The 21,473-nt window shown below is 67.6% G+C and carries 16 protein-coding genes and 1 pseudogene; 7 read left to right on the top strand and 10 right to left on the bottom strand.

The window, feature by feature from the left end; all coding sequences use genetic code 11:
• Positions 1 to 245, top strand: a pseudogene (locus tag OE647_RS09635) (hypothetical protein); the annotation flags it as partial.
• Between the two features lie 151 nt (positions 246 to 396).
• Here OE647_RS09635 and OE647_RS09630 read toward each other — a convergent pair.
• Genes OE647_RS09630 through OE647_RS09620 form a run of 3 tightly spaced genes read right to left on the bottom strand, consistent with a single transcriptional unit; the run spans position 397 to position 3,841 of the window.
• Complete coding sequence (locus OE647_RS09630; protein ID WP_263721519.1) at positions 397 to 1,674, bottom strand: glycosyltransferase; 1,278 nt, start codon at positions 1,672 to 1,674, stop codon at positions 397 to 399.
• Positions 1,671 to 2,732: a glycosyltransferase 61 family protein gene (locus OE647_RS09625; protein ID WP_263721518.1), complete on the bottom strand. Its 1,062-nt coding sequence runs from the start codon at positions 2,730 to 2,732 to the stop codon at positions 1,671 to 1,673. The genes OE647_RS09630 and OE647_RS09625 overlap by 4 nt, the downstream gene beginning before the upstream one ends.
• Positions 2,729 to 3,841, bottom strand: a complete 1,113-nt coding sequence (locus tag OE647_RS09620) for a DegT/DnrJ/EryC1/StrS family aminotransferase (protein ID WP_263721517.1) — start codon at positions 3,839 to 3,841, stop codon at positions 2,729 to 2,731. The genes OE647_RS09625 and OE647_RS09620 overlap by 4 nt, the downstream gene beginning before the upstream one ends.
• Before the next feature lie 476 nt (positions 3,842 to 4,317).
• On the opposite strand from OE647_RS09620, the gene OE647_RS09615 reads away from it, so the two are divergent.
• Complete coding sequence (locus tag OE647_RS09615; protein ID WP_263721516.1) at positions 4,318 to 6,195, top strand: PhoX family protein; 1,878 nt, start codon at positions 4,318 to 4,320, stop codon at positions 6,193 to 6,195.
• 148 nt (positions 6,196 to 6,343) lie between these two features.
• Here OE647_RS09615 and OE647_RS09610 read toward each other — a convergent pair whose 3' ends face one another.
• Positions 6,344 to 7,522: a nucleotide sugar dehydrogenase gene (locus tag OE647_RS09610; RefSeq protein WP_263721515.1), complete on the bottom strand. Its 1,179-nt coding sequence runs from the start codon at positions 7,520 to 7,522 to the stop codon at positions 6,344 to 6,346.
• 201 nt (positions 7,523 to 7,723) lie between these two features.
• On the opposite strand from OE647_RS09610, the gene OE647_RS09605 reads away from it, so the two are divergent.
• On the top strand, positions 7,724 to 8,770 hold the full coding sequence (locus tag OE647_RS09605; protein WP_263721514.1) for a radical SAM protein: 1,047 nt from the start codon (positions 7,724 to 7,726) through the stop codon (positions 8,768 to 8,770).
• A 16-nt stretch (positions 8,771 to 8,786) separates the two neighbouring features.
• On the opposite strand, the gene OE647_RS09600 is transcribed toward OE647_RS09605, so the two are convergent.
• Genes OE647_RS09600 through OE647_RS09590 form a run of 3 tightly spaced genes read right to left on the bottom strand, consistent with a single transcriptional unit; the run spans position 8,787 to position 11,172 of the window.
• Positions 8,787 to 9,722, bottom strand: coding sequence for a hypothetical protein (locus tag OE647_RS09600; RefSeq protein ID WP_263721513.1), 936 nt, complete (start codon positions 9,720 to 9,722; stop codon positions 8,787 to 8,789).
• Positions 9,719 to 10,141 (bottom strand): hypothetical protein, encoded by a 423-nt coding sequence (locus OE647_RS09595; protein ID WP_263721512.1) that lies wholly within the window; start codon positions 10,139 to 10,141, stop codon positions 9,719 to 9,721. Before OE647_RS09595 ends, OE647_RS09600 begins: the two co-directional genes overlap by 4 nt.
• The gene (locus OE647_RS09590; RefSeq protein WP_263721511.1) at positions 10,138 to 11,172 is read right to left on the bottom strand and encodes a glycosyltransferase; all 1,035 of its coding nucleotides are present in this window, start codon (positions 11,170 to 11,172) and stop codon (positions 10,138 to 10,140) included. Before OE647_RS09590 ends, OE647_RS09595 begins: the two co-directional genes overlap by 4 nt.
• A 174-nt stretch (positions 11,173 to 11,346) precedes the next feature.
• Between OE647_RS09590 and OE647_RS09585 the strand changes: the two genes are divergently transcribed.
• From OE647_RS09585 to OE647_RS09575, 3 genes are read left to right on the top strand one after another with little or no spacing between them, the layout of a single operon-like run.
• Positions 11,347 to 11,724: a hypothetical protein gene (locus OE647_RS09585; RefSeq protein WP_263721510.1), complete on the top strand. Its 378-nt coding sequence runs from the start codon at positions 11,347 to 11,349 to the stop codon at positions 11,722 to 11,724.
• Between the two features lie 12 nt (positions 11,725 to 11,736).
• Entirely contained in the window at positions 11,737 to 12,249 is a 513-nt protein-coding gene (locus OE647_RS09580; RefSeq protein ID WP_263721509.1) for a hypothetical protein, read from the top strand.
• 19 nt (positions 12,250 to 12,268) lie between these two features.
• Positions 12,269 to 14,464 carry a glycosyltransferase gene (locus OE647_RS09575; RefSeq protein WP_263721508.1) on the top strand — a complete coding sequence of 732 codons (2,196 nt, stop codon included), beginning with the start codon at positions 12,269 to 12,271 and terminating at the stop codon, positions 14,462 to 14,464.
• A 4-nt stretch (positions 14,465 to 14,468) separates the two neighbouring features.
• Here the strand turns inward: OE647_RS09575 and OE647_RS09570 are convergent, their stop codons facing one another.
• Positions 14,469 to 15,773, bottom strand: a complete 1,305-nt coding sequence (locus OE647_RS09570; protein ID WP_263721507.1) for a glycosyltransferase family 2 protein — start codon at positions 15,771 to 15,773, stop codon at positions 14,469 to 14,471.
• Positions 15,766 to 17,562, bottom strand: a complete 1,797-nt coding sequence (locus tag OE647_RS09565; RefSeq protein ID WP_263721506.1) for a glycosyltransferase family 2 protein — start codon at positions 17,560 to 17,562, stop codon at positions 15,766 to 15,768. Before OE647_RS09565 ends, OE647_RS09570 begins: the two co-directional genes overlap by 8 nt.
• Before the next feature lie 154 nt (positions 17,563 to 17,716).
• On the opposite strand from OE647_RS09565, the gene OE647_RS09560 reads away from it, so the two are divergent.
• A complete protein-coding gene (locus OE647_RS09560) occupies positions 17,717 to 20,740 on the top strand; it encodes a caspase family protein (protein WP_263721505.1) in 3,024 nt (1,007 codons plus the stop codon).
• 21 nt (positions 20,741 to 20,761) lie between these two features.
• Here OE647_RS09560 and OE647_RS09555 read toward each other — a convergent pair whose 3' ends face one another.
• A complete protein-coding gene (locus OE647_RS09555) occupies positions 20,762 to 21,445 on the bottom strand; it encodes a fumarylacetoacetate hydrolase family protein (RefSeq protein ID WP_263721504.1) in 684 nt (227 codons plus the stop codon).
• Positions 21,446 to 21,473 lie beyond the last annotated feature (28 nt).

Genomic DNA, 21,473 nt, shown 5'->3' with positions numbered 1-21,473 from the left:
CGCGCTTCGTCGAACACCTCCGGGAACGGTTCGTCGAACCTATGCGCATGGCACGGCACGAACATGACCACCGTGAAACCGACGACTACGCGGAAGAGTTCATCCGCGCCGTGATGCAAATTGGAGACCTTCCCCCCGCAGCGGGGCCTGACGCCGCGCGATCCGGAAAGCTCCGCGCCAGCCCCATTGCCCAAACCGCCCAAACCAGCAATACTCGAACACGATGTCTTGCTCTCGCTGGGTGAAAGTTGGGCACAACGCCAGCGGCTACCAAAACTCCATCGCTTTCGCGCGGGCGGCTCGGCAAGTGCGCTAAACGCTCTCCATAAAAGTCGTGCAAGTCCAGAAATCGATCTTAAGACTACTGGCTGTGTCAGTAGTGCTTCATTCGCAAGGTCACTCCCGCGACGTCACCTTGGCGAGTTCAGTTGAGCGATCATCAAATGCACCGGAGTCCTCGGCCCGGAGAGCGGCGGCCTCCGGCAATCGGCTGCTGCGGATCAGATGCCGCACCCGATTTCGGAACGTTTCCTCGAACACATTGCTGAGCGCGAAGTCGCGCGCGCGTGCCGCATGGCTGGCAATTTCCGCGCGGTTGGCCGCCAGGCGCGCGATTTCTGCGGCAAGTCCCTCGGCATCAAACAGCGGGACGATCCAACCCGTTCCCGACTCGCGCACGATCCCCTGGAATGCTTCGTTGGCATAACCCGCGATCGGCACACCGCAGGACATCACCTCGGGATAGGTGCTGGAGGGATCACCCTGCACATGGCAGCAGACGAAAAGGTCCGCGTTTTCCATGAGATAGGGAATCCATCCGGATCGGAAATCCAGCGCCCCCCGCAAGAACACCCGATCGGAGAGCCCCTGGTCCCGGATCATCGCAGCGAGCGTGTCCTTCAACGGGCCGGTGCCGAAAATGTCGAGTTGGAACGGTACGCCCAAACGGCTCAGGGTCGCGGCGACTTTCGGCAGTTCCAGGACACCCTTCATGGGCAAGAGCCGACCGCCAAAGACCAGTCGCAGGGGCTGTCCCTGTTGAATGCCGTCGAGTTTCCGCTTCAAGGCGTCTGAAGAAATGACCTCGTCGCGACGTACGCGGTTGTCGAAAAACAGCATGGTGTTCCGGTTGAGCCCGGCATAGGCCTCGAAAGTCGGTGTCCCGCTGCACTGCAGCCCAGTCGCGTCTCGCAAAAGACGGCGACGGATGCGTTCGTTCCGCCACAGCCAGACGGCACGGCGCAAACGGATGACCGGGTTGGAGACTTCGGAACCCAGAATCTGGAGGTCGGTGCGCAGGGTATATTCACTGACGAAAATGATGGGCACGCCCAGCTTGCGGCACAGGTCGGCCGCCTCCGCCTCTTCGCGGCTAAGATAGGCGAGTACCGCGGCCGCGGAGGCGAGCCTTCGGGCCAACCCTTCGGTCGTATCCGGGCGCAACTCCAGCCCGGTTTCGGCGTCGCCCGGAAAGTACTCCACGGGATCCATGTCCGTGATTGGGTCCGACGACAGCCTGGCCAGCGTGGTCACCGGCCCGGGCCAAGTCCGCGCGTACTCCGCCACGCCCCCCATGTATTTCTCGGTTAGCACAAGGCCGCCGCGGGGTCCGCGTTGCGCCGAAACCGCGGGCAGCATGATCAGTTCGCGGCTCCGGTCGGGTAATGAATTCATGCCACCAGCTCCAGCACCCGCTTCAACTCTTCCAGATCGGCGCGAAATCCGCCCTCGGCCGGGTGGGCCACAAGGAAACCGAAGGCCATTTCCATGCGGTCGGCATACTCCTTGTAAGGCAGGGCGAACCTGTCGGGCGGCTGGATGACCACGAAGGCGCCTTTGTCGGCCAGAGAATAGATCGCGTGGGCCAGGTGGCTGCCTTCGACAGCGACGACAACGCGGGCGTCCAGCGCACGCGCCGAGATTTCAGCTGGCTCCATCCCGGCCGGATCGATGATGTCGAACCCCAAGCCGGCCAGCATCGATGCGACCTCGGCCTCATTGACCAGCGTCCGGCTCTCGCCGTCCGTACCACGCATGAGGAAAATGCCCGGAGCCGGACGATCGGGCCGGCTGTCTTGCAAAGACGCGCGCATCCTGCGGCGCAGTTCGGCATAGCGGGCGGCCTTAAGCGAATTCTGGGCGAAATCGACGTAAAGCGTCAGTTCCTTGATCGCCGCGTGAACAGGCAGATCGGGCGCTGGCAGGTCCAGAAGCGCGCGATATCCCGCCGCGTGGCGCATCGGCTTTCCTGGCGCGCCCAGTCGCGGCGCGTCGGAGTCGGGCAGCATCTCCAGCGGAAGATTGTCCTGCAGGAAGTTGCCGAAGTAGTACGCCCCGGACCAGGTCATCGCCAGATGCGCCACCTCGTAATGCTGGCGCGAAGGCAGATTGAGCAGGTTGAACTGCGACTCGCCCAAGCCGATGGGGTAACGAAGCCCCTTGCAATAAAGAAACCCTCCCGCCAGAACGACGTCGCGCAGCACGACGGCGCGGCTTGCCGCGTGCGTGACCGACCGGCCTTCGAGCAGAACTTGCTCGGTTTCCCAGTCGCGCCAGGGCGAGAGCGCCGTGACCCGGTCGAGCGCCCCGGGGCAATAGACCGCAGGGGGGCAGGATGTTGTCTCTTCCGGGCAGAGTTCGCGGGTCTCGACCGCGACCTCCGCAAGCGACTGGCCGCGCCCATGCAACACGCGATGGATTGCCCAGGGGAACATGGCGCGGTTCAGGGTCATGGTGCCGACACCAATCCAATGATGCGGTCCTGATCCGCCTCCGCGAGGTCGGGATATAGCGGCAAGCACAGGATCTCGCGCGCCGCCCGGCGCGCCCGTGGCAATTCGCCAGCGGAGGCTGACGGCAATTCGCAGTACATCGGCAAGTCCGCGATCGGCGGATAAAAGTAGCGGCGGGCAAATATTCCCTCATCGCGTAGCCGCTCGTAAAGCCCGTCTCGGGAAAGCGGGTAGTCCGGGCTGACCAGGATCGGGAAGGCATAGGCGTTCCGGCCCGGGATCGCGGGATCGCACAGGCAGGTGATGCCGGGCAGATCTTTCAGGCGCGCCCAGTACCTCGACGCCACGACCTTGCGCGCGTCCAACGCAGCATCCATCCGGGGCAGAAGCGCCAGTCCGAAGGCCGCGTTCAACTCGCTCATCTTGCTGTTCAGGCCGACCGAAGTGACCGTGGTTTCATCGACAATGCCGAAGTTACCCATCAGGTCGATGGCATCCTTGGTCGCTGCGTCGGGGCAAATGATTGCCCCCCCCTCGCAGCTGTTGAAGACCTTGGTGGCGTGGAAACTCAGAACCGACAAGTCCCCCACCGCGACCAGGGGCTGGCCGTCGTGGCGCACGGCAAAAGCGTGGGCCGCGTCGTAGATCAGGCGCAGGCCGTGGCGGCGTGCGATGTCGCCCAACGCATCGGTGTCACAGGGCTGGCCGTAGCAGTGCACCGCCAGGATTGCCTGGGTGCGCGGTGTGATACGGGCCTCGACCGCGGCCGGGTCGACGTTCAGCGTCACCGGGTCAACGTCAGCAAAGACGGGCTCCGCCCCCGCCCAGCGGATCGCATGGCTGGTGGCAACGAACGAGAAAGGGGTGGTAATGACCTCGCCGGTTATGCCGAAGTGCCGAAGTGACAATACCAACGCCATCGAGGCATTGTTCACGATCGAGATGTGCTCAACCCCAAGGTATTCGCCCAGCGCGGCTTCGAATCGCCGAAGCATCGGGCCGTTATTCGATAATATCCGCGTACTCCAGATGTCCTCCAGCAAGGACAGGAAGTCCGGCAGATCAGGCAGCACAGGCCTGGTAACATAGATTGGGCGCGCATATTTCATTCGGGCACTCGTGACCTAAAGGGAACATTGAACAAAATGCTCGCCGGCCGATCGACCCCGGCACTTCGAATCTAACCGACCTTGCGGCGCCCCTCCAAGGAAATGTTCATCTTGCTCTGCCCTGCGGCGCGCGCTTCGGACGTGTCCGATGAGGTTTTGCGCCTCGCCTTTGCCGGCTCTCACGGGTGTAGACGGCGGTCTCAGGGGAACCGTTCCCAGATCCCGCGCCCTGCATTTCTCGCGTTGTAGCGTGTGAGGCGCCCTCCGGCAGGTCGCCCACCATCAGCGCGTGCCACCGCATTCCGACACCGCGCGGACGCCATCTGCGTCCTGCGTGAATCCGGGGCTGCTGGCGGCGCTTTACGCAAGGTTCACCCCGACGTCACAAAAACCGTGCAAAATGTCGCTATCTGCGGCCACAGCGCCTCTGCGAACGGGGGGCTCCAGATGCATCCAAGCCGATTGGGGGTTAACCGATGGCACTCAAGACAACGACCCGCGCCACGCTGCTCGGTGCCTGCGCCATGGCCGCGCTGAGCACGGCGGCAGGCGCACAGGCAATCAGCAACGTTGAATGGATCGGCTCCGATCCCTCGACCACCGCCGAGCAGCTCTCGGACATGTGGACCAATGCCAAGGTCAAGGTGACCTATGATGACGGCAGCACCAATACCTCGGAACTCGGCTACGCAATGCTGATGAGCAGCGAGACCGTCGTGGGCAACAACGCGAGCGCCTCCGGCGTGATCTACGACAAGTACATGACCCCGATTGCGGACCCGACCGCCAATGGCAAGCCGGTGACGCTCGAGACGCCCGATGGCACCATGCTCGCCAATATCGCGGGGAAGATCTACCATCTGTCGAACTGGGAATATGACTGGCTGCTTTCCGATGGCAGCGACTCCTCCGAGGTCATGGGGCCGATCCTGCCCTCCTCCGTCACCCTGACCGAGCTCAGCCAGGATGCCGAGGGCACGCTGACGCCGGTGGCCCAGTACCCGGTCGATTTCTCCGCCGTTGGCGGTCTTGCAGTGTCGTGCAACGCGACCGTCACGCCTTGGGGAACCTTCCTCACCTCGGAAGAAAACTACGACGCCGACGCGCGCCAGATCGAAGCCAACCGCGCCATAGATCCGACCGGCATGTCGGACGTGCTGCGCGGCATCACCAAGTACTACAACCACGGCGTGCCATCGAACCCCTATTACCGCGGCGTCATCCCGGAGGTGAAGGTTGCGGCCGATGGCTCGACGAGCGTGGTCAAGCACTACGCCATCGGCCGAGGCACCTACGAAATGGTGCAGATCATGCCCGATCAGCGCACCGTGATCGGCAGCCATGACGGCACCAACGAACCCCTGACGCTGTTCATCGCGGACCGTGCGGGCGATCTTTCCGCCGGCACGCTTTACGCCGCGAAGTTCGAGCAGGAGAGCGCCGAGAACGGCGGTGCGTTCGCGCTGAGCTGGATCAGTCTCGGCCATGCCAGCGACGACGAACTCAAGGCGCTGGTCGAGGGCGAAATCAAGTTCTCGGATATCTTCGAAACCGCCGACTCCGCCAAGGACGGCTTCACCGAGATCTTCGTCGACAGCGACAAGAACGCGCAATACCTGAAGGTCAAGAACCCGGTCGCCGCGGCATTCCTGGAAACCAAGCGCTATGCCGGCATGCTTGGCGCGGCCACCGAACTGCGCAAGTCCGAGGGCATGGCGCTCGATCCGGCGACCTCCACCGTCTACCTGGCGATTTCGGACATCGGCAAAGGCATGGAAGAGGGCAAGGGTTCCGGCGTCGGCGGCGACCAGATCCGCGTCTCGGGCATGAAGTCGGGTGCGGTCTATGCGCTCTCGACCGCTGGGGGTCAGGCAGACAGCGATGGCAGGGTGATCGACAGCGGCTTCGTGCCGGTCTCCATGGCTGTTCCCGCCGGTCTGATGGGCAGCGATCTCGCCGAAGTCGACGCTCTGGGCAACAAGGCGCATCCCGATGCGATCGCGAACCCCGACAACCTCTACTGGTCGGCCGCCTACAACACGTTGTTCATCGGCGAGGACTCGGGCATGCACATGTCCAACGTTCTCTGGGCCTGGCAACCGGGCATGTCGGCGCCGGTGCGGCTGCTCAACGCTCCGGCGGGCGCAGAACTGACCGGTCTGCGGGTGATCGAAAACATCGGCGGCTTCGCCTATGCCACGACCAATGCGCAGCATGTGGGCGACTTCGAGCCGGGCGATAACGCCGTGCTGCAGCAGGCGGCTGAACTGATCGCCACCAAATGGAACGGCGGTCACAAGGCCCCGCTCGGCTATGTGACCGGCTTGCCGGCCGCCTCGGGCCTGCTCAAGTGATCCAAACGTCATGCACGAACGGAGGGCCGGGCCTTGTGCCCGGCCTCTTTGCTGGCGCCGGCATCTTCGACTGAACCGGACCCAACCGTCCCGCCGCGCCCCGACACCAAGCCCTACCCCCGGCCGCGGCAGCGAGAAGGTTACAGGCCTAGCCTGGACGTACGGTTTGCGCGGCAAGATCGCGGGTGAAGACCCGGTCCGCGACATCGGCCAGATCCGCGTGAAATCGGTTGGCGACGATCACGTCGGCCCGGGCCTTGAACTCCGCCAGCGTGGCGACAACGGGCGCGCCCAGGAAGGACACGCCAGAGAAGGTCGGCTCATGCACGATCACGCCGACCCCCCGGTCCATGAGCCGCCGCACGATCCCGGCGGTCGCACTCTGGCGCCAGTTGTCGGAACCTTCCTTCATGACGATGCGGTAGATGCCGACCACGCGCGGGCGGCGCTCAAGGATCGCCTGGGCGATGAAATCCTTGCGCATCCGGTTCGCCTCGACCACCGCCCCGATCAGCTTCTGGGGAACCTCCTCATAGTTGGCAAGCAACTGCCGGGTGTCCTTGGGCAGGCAGTAGCCACCATAACCGAAGGAGGGATTGTTGTAGTGATCCCCGATCCGCGGGTCCCCGCTGACCCCTGCCACGATCCGGCTCGCGTCCAGACCGTGCGACAGCGCGTAGCTGTCAAGCTCGTTGAAGAAGGCGACCCGCATGGCGAGGTAGGTGTTGGAGAAAAGCTTGACCGCCTCGGCCTCATCCGGATCGACCAGCAGCACCGGCGCGGCGCGGTCGGCCGAGGCCTCCCGCAGCAGGTCGGCGAAGCGGCTCGCCCGGTCGCTACGCTCGCCCACCACGATGCGGCTGGGGTGCAGGTTGTCGTGAAGGGCACGCCCCTCGCGCAGGAACTCCGGGCTGAAAAGAATCCGGTCGCTGCCAAGGCGCTGGCGCAGGGCCCGGACATGGCCCAGGGGCACGGTCGAGCGGATCACCACCAGCGCCTTCGGCGCCATCGCCAGGACATCACGGCAAACCGTATCGACCGAGGAGGTGTCAAAGGCGTTCGACACCGGGTTGTAGTCGGTCGGCGTGGCGATCAGCACATAGTCCGCCCCCCGCGCGGCGGCCTCAAGATCGGTCGTGGCCCTCAGGTCCAGCGGCCGGTTCGCAAGATGGTCCGCAAGCTCGGGATCGCCGGTGGGGCTTTGGCGCGCGTTCAACGTTGCGACCCGCCGGGGGTCGATGTCGACGCCCCAGACCTCATGCCGCTGCGCCAGCAAGACGGCGTTCGCCAGGCCGACGTGGCCCAGCCCCACCACTGCGATCTTCATGCCCCCTGCCCTTTCCCGATGGCTGGCCACCCTGAACGACTTTGGGCCATCGCGGTGGCTGGAATCAACCGCTTGTCGCCCGCACCGATGGGGCCCTGCGCGCCGCGCCCAAACCGGGTCGCGCATTCTTGCGGCGCGTCGGGGTCGCGCGTAACCTTCCCCTGCGGCCACGGCAGGCCAAGGCACAGGGGGCACAGGCAGATGCAGCACGGCGCGCCAGACCGGCTTGCCCGCTACGCGGAGGTCAGGGTGCTGCATCTTGAACCGACCTCACGCTGCCAGGCGGCCTGCCCGATGTGCGGGCGCAACCAGGACGGCGGCAAGCTGCATGACGGTCTGACGCTTGAGGAAATCTCGGGCGCACAGTTCCGCGACTGGTTTCCCGCTGACTTCCTGACCCAGCTCGACCGGGTGTTCCTTTGCGGCAACTTCGGGGAGCCGATCCTCGCGCGCGACTGTCTAGAGATCCTCGCCCACTGTCGCGCGGCCAGCGCCGGGCTGAAGCTGGGGCTCAACACCAATGGCAGCGCCCGGGGGCCGGAGTTCTGGCAGGCGCTTGCGCGGCTGGGCGTGCGGGTGACCTTCGGCATCGACGGCACGACTGACGCATCCCACCGGCGGTACCGGCGCGGCACCGACCTGGACCGGATCCTCGCCAACGCCGTGATCTTCATCAAAGCCGGCGGCCAGGCGGTCTGGGATTTCATCGTCTTCCGCCATAACGAACATGAGGTCGCGCAGGCCCGCGCGCTGGCAGGCACGCTCGGCTTCGCGGAGTTCCGGGTCAAGCCGACCGCGCGTTTCGGCGCCCCCTGGTTCGACGTGCGCGACGAAAGCGGCGCCGTGGTGGACCGGCTGGAACCGAGCCTTGGCCATCACGAACCGCCCGGCGCCCCACGCCGGCCCGACATCCGGGCGCGCCGCATCGACTGTGACGTGGCCCGGCAACGGTCGGTCTATGTCTCCGCCGGCGGGATGGTGTTTCCCTGCTGCTTCCTCGGCCAAAGGCTGATCGACATTCCGGCACCGGACCGGCCCGAGGGACCGCCGGAATCGCGCCAGGCGGAGATCCTGTCCTTCGCGGCCGTGCTCGACAGGATCGGCGCGCGGAACCTGGACCTACGGTCCACGGACTTGCGCACCATCCTCGACCTCCACCTGCCCGCGTTCGAGCGGCACTGGCATGCCGGCGCGGGGCGACTGCTGACGTGCGCGAAAATCTGCGGCACGCACGAGCTTTGCGGCTAGATCCGGCCGGGCGGAGCTACCGGGGGCCGATCCGGCCAATTCTGGGCGGCGGCACATAGGCCTCTCGGGCGGCGCGTGAGCCTTCCTCATCCAGTTCGGACAGGGCAAGGCCAAGCTCCTGGTTCAGGCGGTCGATCAGCCTGACACCCGCATCGGCGAAGGCGCCGGGCCGCGCCTCGAACCGGGCAGCTTCATCGCGCCACAGCGCGGCGATCCCGTCGTAGTCGGACACCAGCGCCATATCCATCCGGTCCAAGGCCGCCATCGCGCAACCAAGGCGCGCGCCGTGGATCGCCCAGGCGCCATTCTCGACATCCGCGCCCACCATGCACCAGATCCTCAGCCGCTCCAAGTTGTCGGCCGAGACATGACGGCGCAACGCCTCCGCCGTCCCCATGTCAGGGCAATCGGAAGGCGCAGGACTGCCCGGTGGCCGGGCAAGCCGCGCCCCTTCGCGGAAGCCTGCGCGAAAGGCGTGCAGGGCCGTTCCCGTCACCGAGGTGCGCGACGGAACGCCCGAGGCCAGCACATAGGGCATCCGCTCGAAAAAGTCGGAGGAGGCCCCGGGCGTACGCAGCGGATCATGCGCCCGGATTTCCCGCAGTGCGGCACGCGGCCAGATCTTGATGCCGCCATTGCCATAGGCCAGCCCGTTATGGGCGATGCGCGCGGAAAATGAGATCACCGCATCCAACTCCGGCGCATTGATCTGCAACCGCCGGGTAAAGAACGTGCTGTCGGTCACGAAGTTGTCGCCGTCGACCGTGACGACCTGTGGCGTCCAGCCAAGGTCGCCCGCGCGGTTGTAGACGGCGTCCAACCCCTTGACCCCATGCACCCGGCCCGCGCGCGGCACGAGCGACTGCAGACGGCGAAAGTTCTCCTCCGCCTCCGGCTCGTCGTAGCTGAGGAAGATGACGGCGATGCGCGACAGGTCGATCAGCAGGCTCATGGCAAATCCAGGGGCGTGCCGTCGGGCGAAAGCGCGGATATGCCGCGTGCGTTCCATTTCCGCGCGATTGCCCGGAACCTGTCGCGGCGGTAGCGGTCCCAGTCGAGGTCCGGCGCAAGGCCCGCACAGGCGGCCGCGTCGGGGACGACCTCCACGATCGCGCCGCTGGCGCGGAACGGGGCGAGATCGAGCGTATCGGTGACGAAGACCGGGATCAGCCCAAGCTCGGCCAAGACCCCGGTCGCGGTGGGGATCAGCGCGCCGATGAAGCCCGCGTCCCGTCCGGTCACATCGACCAGGTGAAAGGCCGGCGCCTTGCCGGCGGCAACCGATGCCTGGACCAGCCGCGCCTCAGGCCGGAAGGGATAGGCGCGCGCCTCCTCCTCCGGGGTTGCGGTGGGCTTGGTCGGCTCGCTCATGGTGCGGCGATCCGCGCGGCGTCAAGCCGGCCGGGCAGGCGGCGGTGGGACAACATCCCGTAGACCGCGCGCCAGAGTGGCCCGATCGTCGACCAGTCGCGGGCAAGGCCGGCCCGCGCCGCCGCGGCCCCACGCCCGGCCCAGACACGCCGCCCTTCCCGCACCGCTTCGCCAAGCGTCGCGGCCATGGCGCCGTCGTCCTGCGGATCATAAAGCCGGCCGGTGACGCGGTCTGTCACCACCTCACGCAAGCCCGGAAGCGCAGGGCCGATCACGGCGCGGCCAAGCCCGAAGGCCAGGTGCGCCGCGGCCGAGGTCAGGCAGCTTTCATAGGGTAGGACGACCGCATCCGCGGCCGCGAAGTAAAGGCCCAGGCGGTCATCGGGCACATGCTCCGCGACACGGATCACGCGCGGGTCATCGGCAAGATCTGGCGCCTCACCGGGCGCCGCCGCGCCGACCACGAGGACGCGGACCAGCGGGTTTTGCGACCGCAAAAGCTCATCGACCGCAGCGCCGGTCCTCAGGTTCGCTCCCTGGCGGCCGAACAGAAGGAAGACATGGTGATCGGGCGCCAGGCCCAGCAGGCTGCGCGCGGCGGCGCCCGGCCATTCCGGGTAGCGCCGTCCATAGGTTCCTTGCCCGATCACCAGGGACTTGCCAAGCTCCGCCTGCCCGACCTCGACGGCGGCCTCCAGCGCAGCGGGCGAATGGAAATGAACGGCCGAGGCCATCGCGGTCAGATGCGGAACGATCTCTGCATGCAGCGGGCGAAAGCGCGGCTCGCGCGGCCAAAGCTCATGCCGCGTCCAGACGAGCGCCCCGCCCGCGGCCAGGAAGTCGTCCAGATCGTCCAGCAGGCGCTGCGCGCCAATGCGGGGATCGCTGCCGGGCGGCAGGCTGCAAAACGGCTCATCCTCCCAGTGCAGATGATAGACGACAGGCTGGGAGGACGCCCGCTGCACGGCCGTCGCCTCGGCGATCGGCGTGGCCTTCATCACCACGCCGGGGCCGACGGCGTCGCGAAGCAAGTCCTGATAAGGATTGAGATTCGTGCGATCGAAGCCGAAATGGACGCGGGGCCCTGAATCCGTTCCTGCCAACTTTTCAACTCGCCCGATAGCCGATGTCATGTTATGGATAGACCTGCGGCGCGAACCTGTCCACCGGGCGCGCCGAGTTGATGCGTTCGAGGGGGTAGGCTGGTGATCCGCGGGATTCACGGCAAGTTGGCGAGCATCTTCGCGGTCCTGATCGCGGCGGTCATGGGCACAGGCGCGCGGGCGGAACAGGCGCCGCCGTTCGCAACCCCGGCGCAAGCCCGCGCCTATCTGAGCCAGAACCCCGATGGCCCTTGGGCACAGGCCGCCTTCCGCGTCATCGCGCTGGCAAGCATCGGGCCGATGACCCAGGGTTTCCCGCAGGACGGCCTGATCGATGGGCTGCTGCGCAAGCGCGCGCCCGACGCCCCGCTGACCGACGCCCAGATCGCCGATCTGATGCAGCTTCTGGCACAAGCCCCGGGCGCGGAGCCGATCATCGTGCCGTCTCGCAGCAACAGCGCCCCGCAACGTGGCTATTGATCGGATGTCGTGATGCGCACCCTTTTCGCCGCCCTTCCGCAGATCCACCGCAGCGCGTCTTTCGGGCGCGCGGGCCTCGTCTTAGGTCTGCTGGCGCTTTCCGCCTGCGCGGTGAAGCCGACGCTGCCAGAGGGCGAGCAGGTTTCGCGCCTGATGGCGCAGGGGTTCACCCTGGCCCAGGACGGGCGCGGGGTGCCCGGACCGAGTGTACTGACCGTCACCGCTGGCGACGCGGATGCGGTGCTGATCTGCACCGACGCGAAGGGCAGTGCCGTGCCGGCAGGCGCGCGCGACCTGACGACCACCGCCGATGGCCTCACGGTTCGCGCGCGGCAGGTGGCGCAAGTGGACGCGCGGGTGCTGGTGGACGACGAAGGCGCGCTTTCGGGGGATTACTACTACACCGTGCGGCGCAGCCTGACGCAGGGCCGGACCCCGCTGGCGGAAGAGGTGGAAAACCACCACTTCGGGCCGGCGGATACCGTCAGGACGAAGGCCCGGCTCCTCTGCCGGCCGCGCGATTGACCGACCAGAGACAATTCGGATGGATGTCAGACGCCCAGTCCTGACCGGCCGGCTGGACGTTGTCGTGGTTGCCGACTTCCGGGTCGGGGACACCGGGGCCGAGGCGAGTGTCGCCCTTGTCGAGGCGCTGAGCCAGGCGGGGCTCACGACCGGCGTGGTCCAATGGTTCGGCTCCGCCGAAGCAGAGCCCGCGCGCATCCATCCCCGTCTGGACGAGGTGATGCAGCACCCAAACGCCCGGCGCATGGCCGCAGGGGGCGCCGCGACCGCTGATCTGATCATCGCGACGGATGCGCGGCTGTTCCTTCATCGCCCTGGCACGCCCTTGAACCTTGATGCGCCGCGCCGGATCGTGCTTTGCCACCGGGCTTTCGCCACGACCCCGGGCCGGGCCGGGGCCGTGCTGGCCCATGCGGCCGAGGCCCTGGGCGGGCCGGTCTGGCTTGCCCCGGCCGCCCCGCCCATGCGCGAGATGCTGGACCGGGTCCTGCCAAACGCGCTGGTGACGCCAGAGGACTGGCCCCCGATCCTGGCGCCGGTTACGGACGGGGAGCCGCCCCATCTGCGCCCAACGATCCCCGCGCTTGGCTGGCATTGCGGACCGACGGGGCGGCCGGTGCCCGAAACCGACCCCGGCCCGCGCGGCATCCTGCCCGACCATCATGACATCGCGCTGAAGCTTTTCGGTCTGCCAGATCACCTGCGCGCCGACTTCGGGGGCCACTTGGGGCCGCTGGAGATCTGGCCACCCCGGCCCGGGCTTCAAGGCGAGTTCTTCCGCGGCATCGACATGCTCGCGGCCTCCGGCGAACCGACCGAGGATCCCTTCCCCGAAGAGGTCATGGCGGCCCTGGCGCGCGGCGTGATCCCGATCCTGCCCCCAGCCTTCCGCGCCTGCTTTCGCGATGCCGCCGCTTATGCCGACGCGACCACGATGGCGCGGACGGCGCTTGATCTTTTCGCCGCCCCGCGCCGAATGGAACACCATCGCGCGGCCGCGGGCCGCATGATCGCGACCGAGCTGTCGGCCGGGGCGATGGTGGCGCGGGTGACCGATGCGATCGGCCCCGCCTTCCGCGCGCCCCTGGTCTCTCGCGCGGCCCTGCGGCCCGAGGTCGGTATCCTGTCGCTGTCCACCAACGGAATCGGCATGGGCCATCTGACCCGGCAGATGGCGATCGCCCGGCGCATGGACCGGCATGTGAGAACCACCTTCCTTGGCCTCTCCTACGCTGTCGGCGTGCCCGCGCAGTTCGGCTATGTCGCGGAATTCGAACAGTTCCACGCCGGGATCGGGCTCGATGACCGGTTCTGGAACCTCACCATGGCCGAGCGGATCGAGGCCGCGCTGGCCTTCTACCGCCCCCGTGTCATCGTGATCGACGCGAACGAACCCTTCCAGGCCCTCGAAACGGTGCGCAGTCGGCATGGTGGGCTGGGCTTCGTCTGGGTGCGCCGGGCCATGTGGGGGGCGGGCCGGGATCGGCTCGCGCTGGACTGGGCGGGGCTTTTCGACCTGATCGTGGAGCCGGGCGACTATGCCGCCGCCTACGACACGGGCCCCACGGTGGCGACCCGTGGCCTCGTGCGCCAGGTCGGGCCGGTCCTGCTGGCCGACCCGTCCGAGGCGCTATCGCGCAAGGACGCGGCGGCGGAGGTCGGGATCGAGCCCGACACGCTGAACGTCCTCCTGATGCCCGGCGCGATGAACAACTTCGATTCCGTCGCCTTCTGGCAGGATGCGGTGCGGGAGCTTTCGTGCTGGCCACGCACAAGGGTCGTGCTGGCGGAGTGGGCGATCAGCGACCGCAAGCTCGATCTGCCGCCCTCGGTCCTGGTGCGCCGGGGCTTCCCGTTCAGCCGCTGGTTCCGCGCCTTCGACTTCTGCCTGACCGCGGGCGGCTACAATTCGTTCAACGAGGTGCTGGCGAACGGGCTGCCCGCGATCTTCGTCCCGAACGAAAACCCGCTGATGGACCGGCAGGACCTCCGCGCCCGCTTCGCCGAACGCAATGGCCTGGGGTTGAGCCTGAGCGTGCGCGAACCCTATCGCCTCGGCGAAGCTCTCGCGCGCATGCGCGATCCGGAGGTGCGGGCGGTCTTCCTCCGCCGGATGGCGGGCCTGCCCGCGCCGACAGGCGGCGCAGAGGCCGCCGAGATCATTCAACACCTCGCCGAGGGCGGGCTCGCGCATCGGCCCGACGCCTGGGCCTGAACCCTCACAGATAACCGAGCTGGCGCATCATGCTCCCGGCGATCCGCCGAAGCGGCAGGTCGGCGGAATCGGCCGGGGCGGTCGCGATGGCGGAATGGCGCGGCAACCCCAGGGCCAGGGGGGGTGTGCGTCCGGTCCGCAGCGCCTCCGACACCGCCAGCAGCCGGGCGGGATCACTGCCGTCCTCGATCCGCCATTCGGCATAGGGCGGCGCCCACATTACCGCCGCCTGCCGGATCTGCGCGACACCGCGCAGCCAGTCGCTGGCCCTGGCACGAAGGGCCTCCGCTCCCCCGCCGGGCGCGGGTAAACCTCGGGGATCTCGCAAGACATGCAGCAAAGGTGTGCGCCCAAGCCACCGCACGTCTGCAGGATCGGCCCCATGGACGGAAATCCGCAGGGTGGGCTCGATTGCCCGCAAAGTCTCAGCTATTAGCCCCACGGCCTCGGCATCAACGCCCGCGACCGTCAGGTCGGGCAAAGGGCCACTGGCGTCCGGCGCCGCAGCCGGCCCTTCGGGGCGTCGGGCGAAGACCGGGATCTCCCCCACCGGGTCCGAAGGGCAGAGCCCCCGGCTCCGCAAGTCGCGCAGGATGGCCGGATCGGGCGGCACGATGTCGTAGCGCTGGCTCGCCATCCGGTTCCCGTGCCAGTGCTTGGCGCGATCGCGTGCCGAAAAGACCCGGCCCAGGTACTGCGCGCGGATATCGTCGAGCGACAGCCCCAGATAGTGGCGCAGGGTCAGCCGCTCCGGCGCGACAAGGGCGGGGTCGGCGGTCACGCAATGGCCGCCGGTCCTGAACCAAAAATCAAGCGGGGCGTCACGCCGGAAGAGCCGCTGCTTCGAATACTTCTCCTCGAACGGAACGTAGCGATGCATCGTCCGGGTGAAGGAACCGGGGTCGTGGTCGTCGTCCTCGGTAGCGGGAAGGAACATGAACTCGGCGCTGTCAAAGGCCATCGCGCCGCTTGTCGCATGACGATCGAGCAGCGCCGCGAAGGAGGTTCCGGAAGGCGGCTCCAGAAATTCGTCGGCGTCGGCATGGAGGATCCATCGGGTGCGGATGCTTTGCAGGATGTCGTGCTTCAGCCGCAGTTGACGCGTCAGGTCGAAGACGCCGGTGAAGGGTTCGTAAAGCAGTTCCGTCACCGGCCTGCCGCGGCGGGCGGCGGCGATCGACCAGGTCGCGTCGTCGGAACCGTGGTCGATGACGACGGTGCGCGCGCCAAGCCCTTCAAGGTGGTCGAGCAGCGCGCCAAGGGTTCCGGCGGCGTTGCGGGCCGTGAGGATCGCGGTCAGGTCAAGCAAGACTGGCCCGCCTTTCGCAGTAAAGCCGCGACACATCCGCAGGGCGCAGCGGATCGCGATCCCGAAGATAGCCAAGGGCCACCATCCGCGCCTTCGCCTCACCAGGTCCTTCGTCCTCCGCGCTATCGTGAAGGATGCGGCACGCGACGGCCAGACAGGCGGCCTCGTCGAAAGTCTCGATCCGCTCGGCGATGTCGGCGCGCTCGCGATGGTCCTCGGTGCGGGCCTGCGCCTCGACAAGCAGCATCAGCAGCTCCGCCGGGTCGGCGCCCTGCGGATTGCAGGCCGCGAGCGCCATGGCCGCGCCGGGCACGCGCGCGTCGGCGGCACGGCGGAAGTGCGCCGCGGCCTTCGCCACGTCGCCCCGGTCGCGGCGCAGACGCCCGGCATCCAGCGCGGCCTCGGCGCGGGCAGAGGCGGCGGCCTCGTAAAGGATGAGGGGATCGTGGCCCGAAGCCCCCGCCCCGGCACCGCCGCCTTCGGCTAGCCGGCCCAGTGCATGGGCCGAAAGGGCATCGCCGCGCCGCGCGCCCTCCTCCAGGAGCCGGGCCAGGGGCAAGGCCAGCGCCCCCGGCGGGACACCGGCAAGGAGCCCTTGCGCGAGGTGCAGGCTGGCGCCCTCCGACCCCGCCTCCGCCGCGCGCAGGATCTGGGCCCGGGTTTGCGCGGCCGTGGCCTGCCCCTCGCTTTGCGCGGCGATGGCGGCGTGGAACGCCCCCTCCGCATCCCCCAGTTCGGCCGCCCGGCGGAATGCGGCCAGCGCATCGCCCGCAACGATCCCATCCGCGCGTGCACGGCCAAGCGCCAGCGCCGCCCCGGCGTTGCCGCCCGCCGCCGCGTCTTCAAGGATGCGCGCCGCCCCGGCGCTCTGCCGTGCCGACCGGCCGAGAAGCCCGCGCGCAACCGAAACCCGCGTGGCCGGCGCGCGGGACAGCGGCAAGCCCAGCCAGCGAAACAGGCCCGCCCGGCGCCGGTAGGCCGCGGGCCGCGTAAGCAGCAGATATTCCTCATGCTTGGCAAGGTTCAGCCGGATCAGATCGCCCAACGCCGAGGGCGGCACCAACCCCGCGCCCAAGGCCGAAAGGCTCATGTCAAGGACGGGAAAGCGGCGAAAGGGCGGGAAGCGGTAGATCCGGTCCACGACCTCCGCATAGGCGATCCAGGGCGTGCGCTCGCGCCGCATCAGCACCTCCGGGATCGCGATCTGGGGGCCTTGGGCCAGCACGCCCAGCATCATCCGCCAGTCGTAGGCGTTCATCATCCGGCGCGGGAAGGCGCGCCGCAGCGACCCGGTGCGGAAAAGCCCGTACATGCGCGTGCCGCCGGGCCTGCGCAGGAAGGTTCGGATACGCTCGGTCCGGCTGCCCTCGATGGCGGAGGTGTCGGGCGGGTCGAGATCCTGTCCGGTTTCGGGATCGAAAAACACGCAGGCCGGAAGGGCGGAAACCGCCGCCGGGGTTTCGTCCAGCGCCGCCACCGTCCGCGCCAGAAAGCCGGGCTCCCACAGGTCGTCCCCGGCCAGCCAGGCGAAATAGGGCGTCGTGGCGCTGGCGAGAAGATCGGCGAAATTCATGTAGACGCGGCGCCGGTCCTGCCGGCGCGCGGAGATGCGCGGATCCGCCGCACAGGCGCGCTGGCAGATCTCCCATGTCCCATCGCTCGACAGGTCGTCCGAGATGACCAGCCTCCAGTCCTCAAAGGACTGCGCCCGCACCGAGGCGATCGCCCGCTCAAGCGTGCGGGCGTTGTTATAAGCTGGTATTCCGATCGTGACCCTGGGTCCGGCCATCTGCCCCTCGCGTTCCGTTTCCGTTGTAGAAAACGCCATCGTGCGCGGCAAGAAAGTTGCGTCACCCTTCGGGGGCGTCGCGGCGGGGTCGCAGGCGATTGCCTCCGATGCGCAGGATCAATAGCATGTTCCCATCAGCTTCGAAGGGAAACCGATGATCCTGTTGCGCAGCGTCTTCCTGACGGTCCTGATTCTGCTGGGCGCCTTGGGCGCCGGCCGCGCCGCAATCGAAACCGCGGCCCCCGGCGTGAACCGGGTGGCGCTTGTCGTGGGCATCGGCGCCTATCAGGAGGCGCCGCCGCTTCCGAACGCGGTCAGCGACGCGCGCGCGGTCGCGGCGGAGCTCTGGCGGTCCGGCTTCGAGGTCATCGAGCTGCTCGATGCAGACATCAACACGCTTCGCGCCTCGCTCCGCGTGGTCAGCGAACGGTTGAAGCCCGCTTCGCAGGTCGCGGTATTCTTCGCCGGGCATGGCGTTCAGATCGACGAGCAGAACTTCCTGCTGGCGCGCGACGTGGAATTGCGGGGCACCGTCGATAACGTCCTGCGCGCGGCGATCTCGGCCAATGAAATCACCAACACCTTCGCCAACTCGGCCGCCGAACTGACCATCGTCATCCTTGACGCCTGCCGGAACAACCCCTTCGCCCCGGCCGAGGAGTTGATGCCGGACGCCCAGCGCGGGCTTCGGGTGGCGACATCGGACGATACGCCGGGCCTTGCGCCGATCATCGTGCGCAGCCCGTCGGAGGTGCTCATCGCCTTTTCCACCAGCCCAGGCAATGTCGCGCTGGATGGGCCGGAGGGTGGACACAGCCCCTTTGCCACCGCGCTGATCCAGAACATCCAGGCGCCCTCCGTCCCGGTCGAGTCGGTGTTCGAGAATGTGCGCGCCGATGTGCTGAAGGCAACCGCAGGGCGGCAGGAACCCTGGATCAGCGACCAGCTTGACCGCGATTTCGTCTTCCGGACCGGCACGCTCGCCAGCGGGCGTGGCCAGGCGAATGAGGTCGATACGCTGGGCCTTCTGCCGCCTTCGCTGGTGATCGAACGGTCGCTTTGGAACACCGCGCAGATCAGCGGCCAGTCCGAGGATATCGAGGCCTATCTGACCCAGTTCCCTGACGGCAGCTTCGCCGACCTCGCCCGTGCGGAACTGGAGCGGCGGACGAAGGTTCTGGCGCAGAATGGCGTCGTTCAGCCCACGGCCTTCACGGCGGACAGCGCCAGCCGGGACATCAAGCTTCTGGCGGGGGTCACATTCCCGGTGGACCGCGCCATCGCACCGGACCTGCTGCAATCGCTGGGGAAGGTCCGCGTCCTGTCCCTGCCGGAATCGCTGGACCTCAGGGACCAGGGGGGCCAACCGATCCATCCGGGGGATGAGGTCGAGGGCACAGGCCTCGCCGCAGCCGCCTTCGTCGTGGGCGAACGGCTGGCGGGTGATATCGGGATGCTATCGCTTGAGGATCTTTCGGGCACGCCGGGCGCGGATCTGGTCTTCTCCGTCTCGGTCGATTTCGACACCTGCGATCTTGTCGCGGGCTACCCGCACGACCCAAACCGGGTCGGGCGCGGCGCGCGGCTCGAACTGATGAAACCGCTGCTCGCCATCGCCGCCTGCCAGAGCGCGGTATCGCGCTTCCCCGACTCGCCCCGCTTCAAGGCGCTTCTGGGTCGCGCCTACCGCAGCGCCGCCGACTTCGACAAGTCCCGGCACTGGAACGATCAGGCCATCGCCGACGGCTATTCCGCCGCCTTCGCGGCCGAGGGCAAGATGCTGCTCCTGGGCCAGGGCGGCCCGGTCGACCTGGAAAAGTCCTTCGACTACTTCAGCCGCGCCGCCGCGCTGGACGACAGTTTCGGCCTGACCGGGGTGGGCGAGGCCTATCTTTTCGGCCGCGGCGTCCCCGTTGACGCAGAGCGCGGGCTAGACCTGATCCGGCAGGCGACCGGGCTTGGCAACGACTGGGCGCACACGCTGATGGGGCGTATCTATGAAAACGGCTGGGGCGGCATTGCCGTTTCGCCAGAGGCCGCCTTCGACTGGTATCGCAAGGCGGCAGAAATGGGCGATCCCTCCGCCAAGCTTGAGCTTGCCGACGCCTATCGCAATGGGGCTGGCACCCCGGTCGACAAGAACGCCGCCTTCAGCTGGATCGAAAGCGCGGCGGGACAGGGCTGGACCTTCGCGCAGGCGCGATTTGGCCTCGAATACGCCAAGGGCGATCTGACCCCGGTGGACGATGCGATGGCGGTCTATTGGTACCGCCGCTCTGCCGATGGCAACGATCCCGAGGGGCAGTATTACCTTGCCAACGCGCTGATCGATGGCAAGGGCACCGACCCTGATCCCGAACTGGGGCTGGCGCTCCTGCAGATCGCGCGGGGGACGGGCCATGTTCAATCGATCCTGAAGCTTGCGGAACTCGCCGAAAAAGGCCGCGCCATGGCGCAGGACCTTCCCGCCGCCGAGCGCTATTACCAGGAGGCCTGGGATGCGGGCTTCATGTCTGCCGGGCGGCCGCTCGCCAAGGCCCGGGCCGAAGGGTATTCGGGCCGCATCGACGGCGAGGGTGCCGTCGCGGTGCTGCGCGAGGTGATCGAGAAGTCGCAAAACAGCTGGGCGATGCGCGACCTCGCGGCGCTTTACAAGGCCGGCAAGGCGGTGCCCCAGGACCCGGCGGAATCCGCCCGCATCACGCAGATGGCCGTCGATGCCGGGAACGAATATGCCCTGCGCGAACTGGCCCAGAACCTGGAGACCGGCTTCGGCGTGAAAGAGGACAAGACGGCGGCCTTCGAGACCATGATCCGCGCCGCGCACAGCCCCAGCGCCTGGGCGCGGCTGGACCTCGCGCGCTATTTTGCACAAGGCGTGGGAACCAAGCCCGACCCGGTCCGGGCCGCCTACTGGTTTGCGCGCGCGGCAAGCGTGGGCGATGCGGGCGCGGCCAAGGCCGCCGCCGAACGTGTCGCCGGGACCGATCCGGACGCGATGATCACGACCCTCGGGCTTCTGTCTCAGGAAGCCACGGGGGCCAAGGCCGACCGGACAACCGCCCTTGCGGCGGGCGAGGCGGTGCTGGCGGCAAGGACCATCGCGCGGGCCGATGAGGCGGCGATCTTCGACGCGATGAAATCGCTGGCCGAAACGGCGCCGTTGCCCGCCAACTAGCCCCTTGGGCCGCGCTTTCGGTCAGACGACCTCGACCGTCAGGCTGCCAAGCCCCTCGATCGTCGCGACCATCGTGTCGCCCGTCACCACGGCGCCGACGCCCGCGGGTGTTCCGGTCATGATCACGTCACCCGCAGCAAGTTCGAAATAGTCGGAGAGGTAGGAGATGATCTCGGGCACCTTCCAGATCATCTGGTTCAGGTCCCCGTCCTGACGCAGCGTGCCGTTGACCTGCAACGAGATCCGACCCTGCGACAGATGGCCGGTCTCGGAGGCCGGATGCAGCGGCCCCACGGGCGCCGAATGCTCGAACGCCTTGCCGATTTCCCAGGGGCGGCCAAGCTTTTTCGCCTCGCCCTGAAGATCCCGGCGCGTCATGTCGAGGCCGATGCCATAGCCCCAGACATGATCGAGTGCCCGGTCGCGTGGGATATTCACCCCGCCGGACTTCAGAGCCACGACCATCTCAACCTCATGATGCACGTCAGAGGTCATGGCCGGATAGGGAAACCGCCCCGACGGGTCGAGGTTGCTTGCGTTCTTCTGGAAGAAGAAAGGGGCCTCGCGGTTCGGATCGTGCCCCATTTCCACGGCGTGCGCCGCGTAGTTGCGGCCGATGCAGTAGACCCGGCGCACGGGGAACGCCCCCGATCCGGCGACGGGGATCGACGCCACGTTCGGCGCCGGGATCACAAGGTTCGACATCGGGGCCCCTTCTCAAGCACGGTGCGGC

Source organism: Albidovulum sediminicola, from assembly GCF_025751575.1.
Lineage (GTDB): Bacteria > Pseudomonadota > Alphaproteobacteria > Rhodobacterales > Rhodobacteraceae > Albidovulum > Albidovulum sediminicola.
This window is presented reverse-complemented; position numbering and strand designations above follow the sequence as displayed.

Bases quoted from the DNA above. Each gene is read 5' to 3' on its own strand.
- OE647_RS09630 (WP_263721519.1), bottom strand. From the start codon at position 1,674: ATGAATTCATTACCCGACCGGAGCCGCGAACTGATCATGCTGCCCGCG.
- OE647_RS09625 (WP_263721518.1), bottom strand. From the start codon at position 2,732: ATGACCCTGAACCGCGCCATGTTCCCCTGGGCAATCCATCGCGTGTTG.
- OE647_RS09620 (WP_263721517.1), bottom strand. From the start codon at position 3,841: ATGAAATATGCGCGCCCAATCTATGTTACCAGGCCTGTGCTGCCTGAT.
- OE647_RS09615 (WP_263721516.1), top strand. From the start codon at position 4,318: ATGGCACTCAAGACAACGACCCGCGCCACGCTGCTCGGTGCCTGCGCC.
- OE647_RS09610 (WP_263721515.1), bottom strand. From the start codon at position 7,522: ATGAAGATCGCAGTGGTGGGGCTGGGCCACGTCGGCCTGGCGAACGCC.
- OE647_RS09605 (WP_263721514.1), top strand. From the start codon at position 7,724: ATGCAGCACGGCGCGCCAGACCGGCTTGCCCGCTACGCGGAGGTCAGG.
- OE647_RS09600 (WP_263721513.1), bottom strand. From the start codon at position 9,722: ATGAGCCTGCTGATCGACCTGTCGCGCATCGCCGTCATCTTCCTCAGC.
- OE647_RS09595 (WP_263721512.1), bottom strand. From the start codon at position 10,141: ATGAGCGAGCCGACCAAGCCCACCGCAACCCCGGAGGAGGAGGCGCGC.
- OE647_RS09580 (WP_263721509.1), top strand. From the start codon at position 11,737: ATGCGCACCCTTTTCGCCGCCCTTCCGCAGATCCACCGCAGCGCGTCT.
- OE647_RS09575 (WP_263721508.1), top strand. From the start codon at position 12,269: ATGGATGTCAGACGCCCAGTCCTGACCGGCCGGCTGGACGTTGTCGTG.
- OE647_RS09565 (WP_263721506.1), bottom strand. From the start codon at position 17,562: ATGGCCGGACCCAGGGTCACGATCGGAATACCAGCTTATAACAACGCC.
- OE647_RS09560 (WP_263721505.1), top strand. From the start codon at position 17,717: ATGATCCTGTTGCGCAGCGTCTTCCTGACGGTCCTGATTCTGCTGGGC.
- OE647_RS09555 (WP_263721504.1), bottom strand. From the start codon at position 21,445: ATGTCGAACCTTGTGATCCCGGCGCCGAACGTGGCGTCGATCCCCGTC.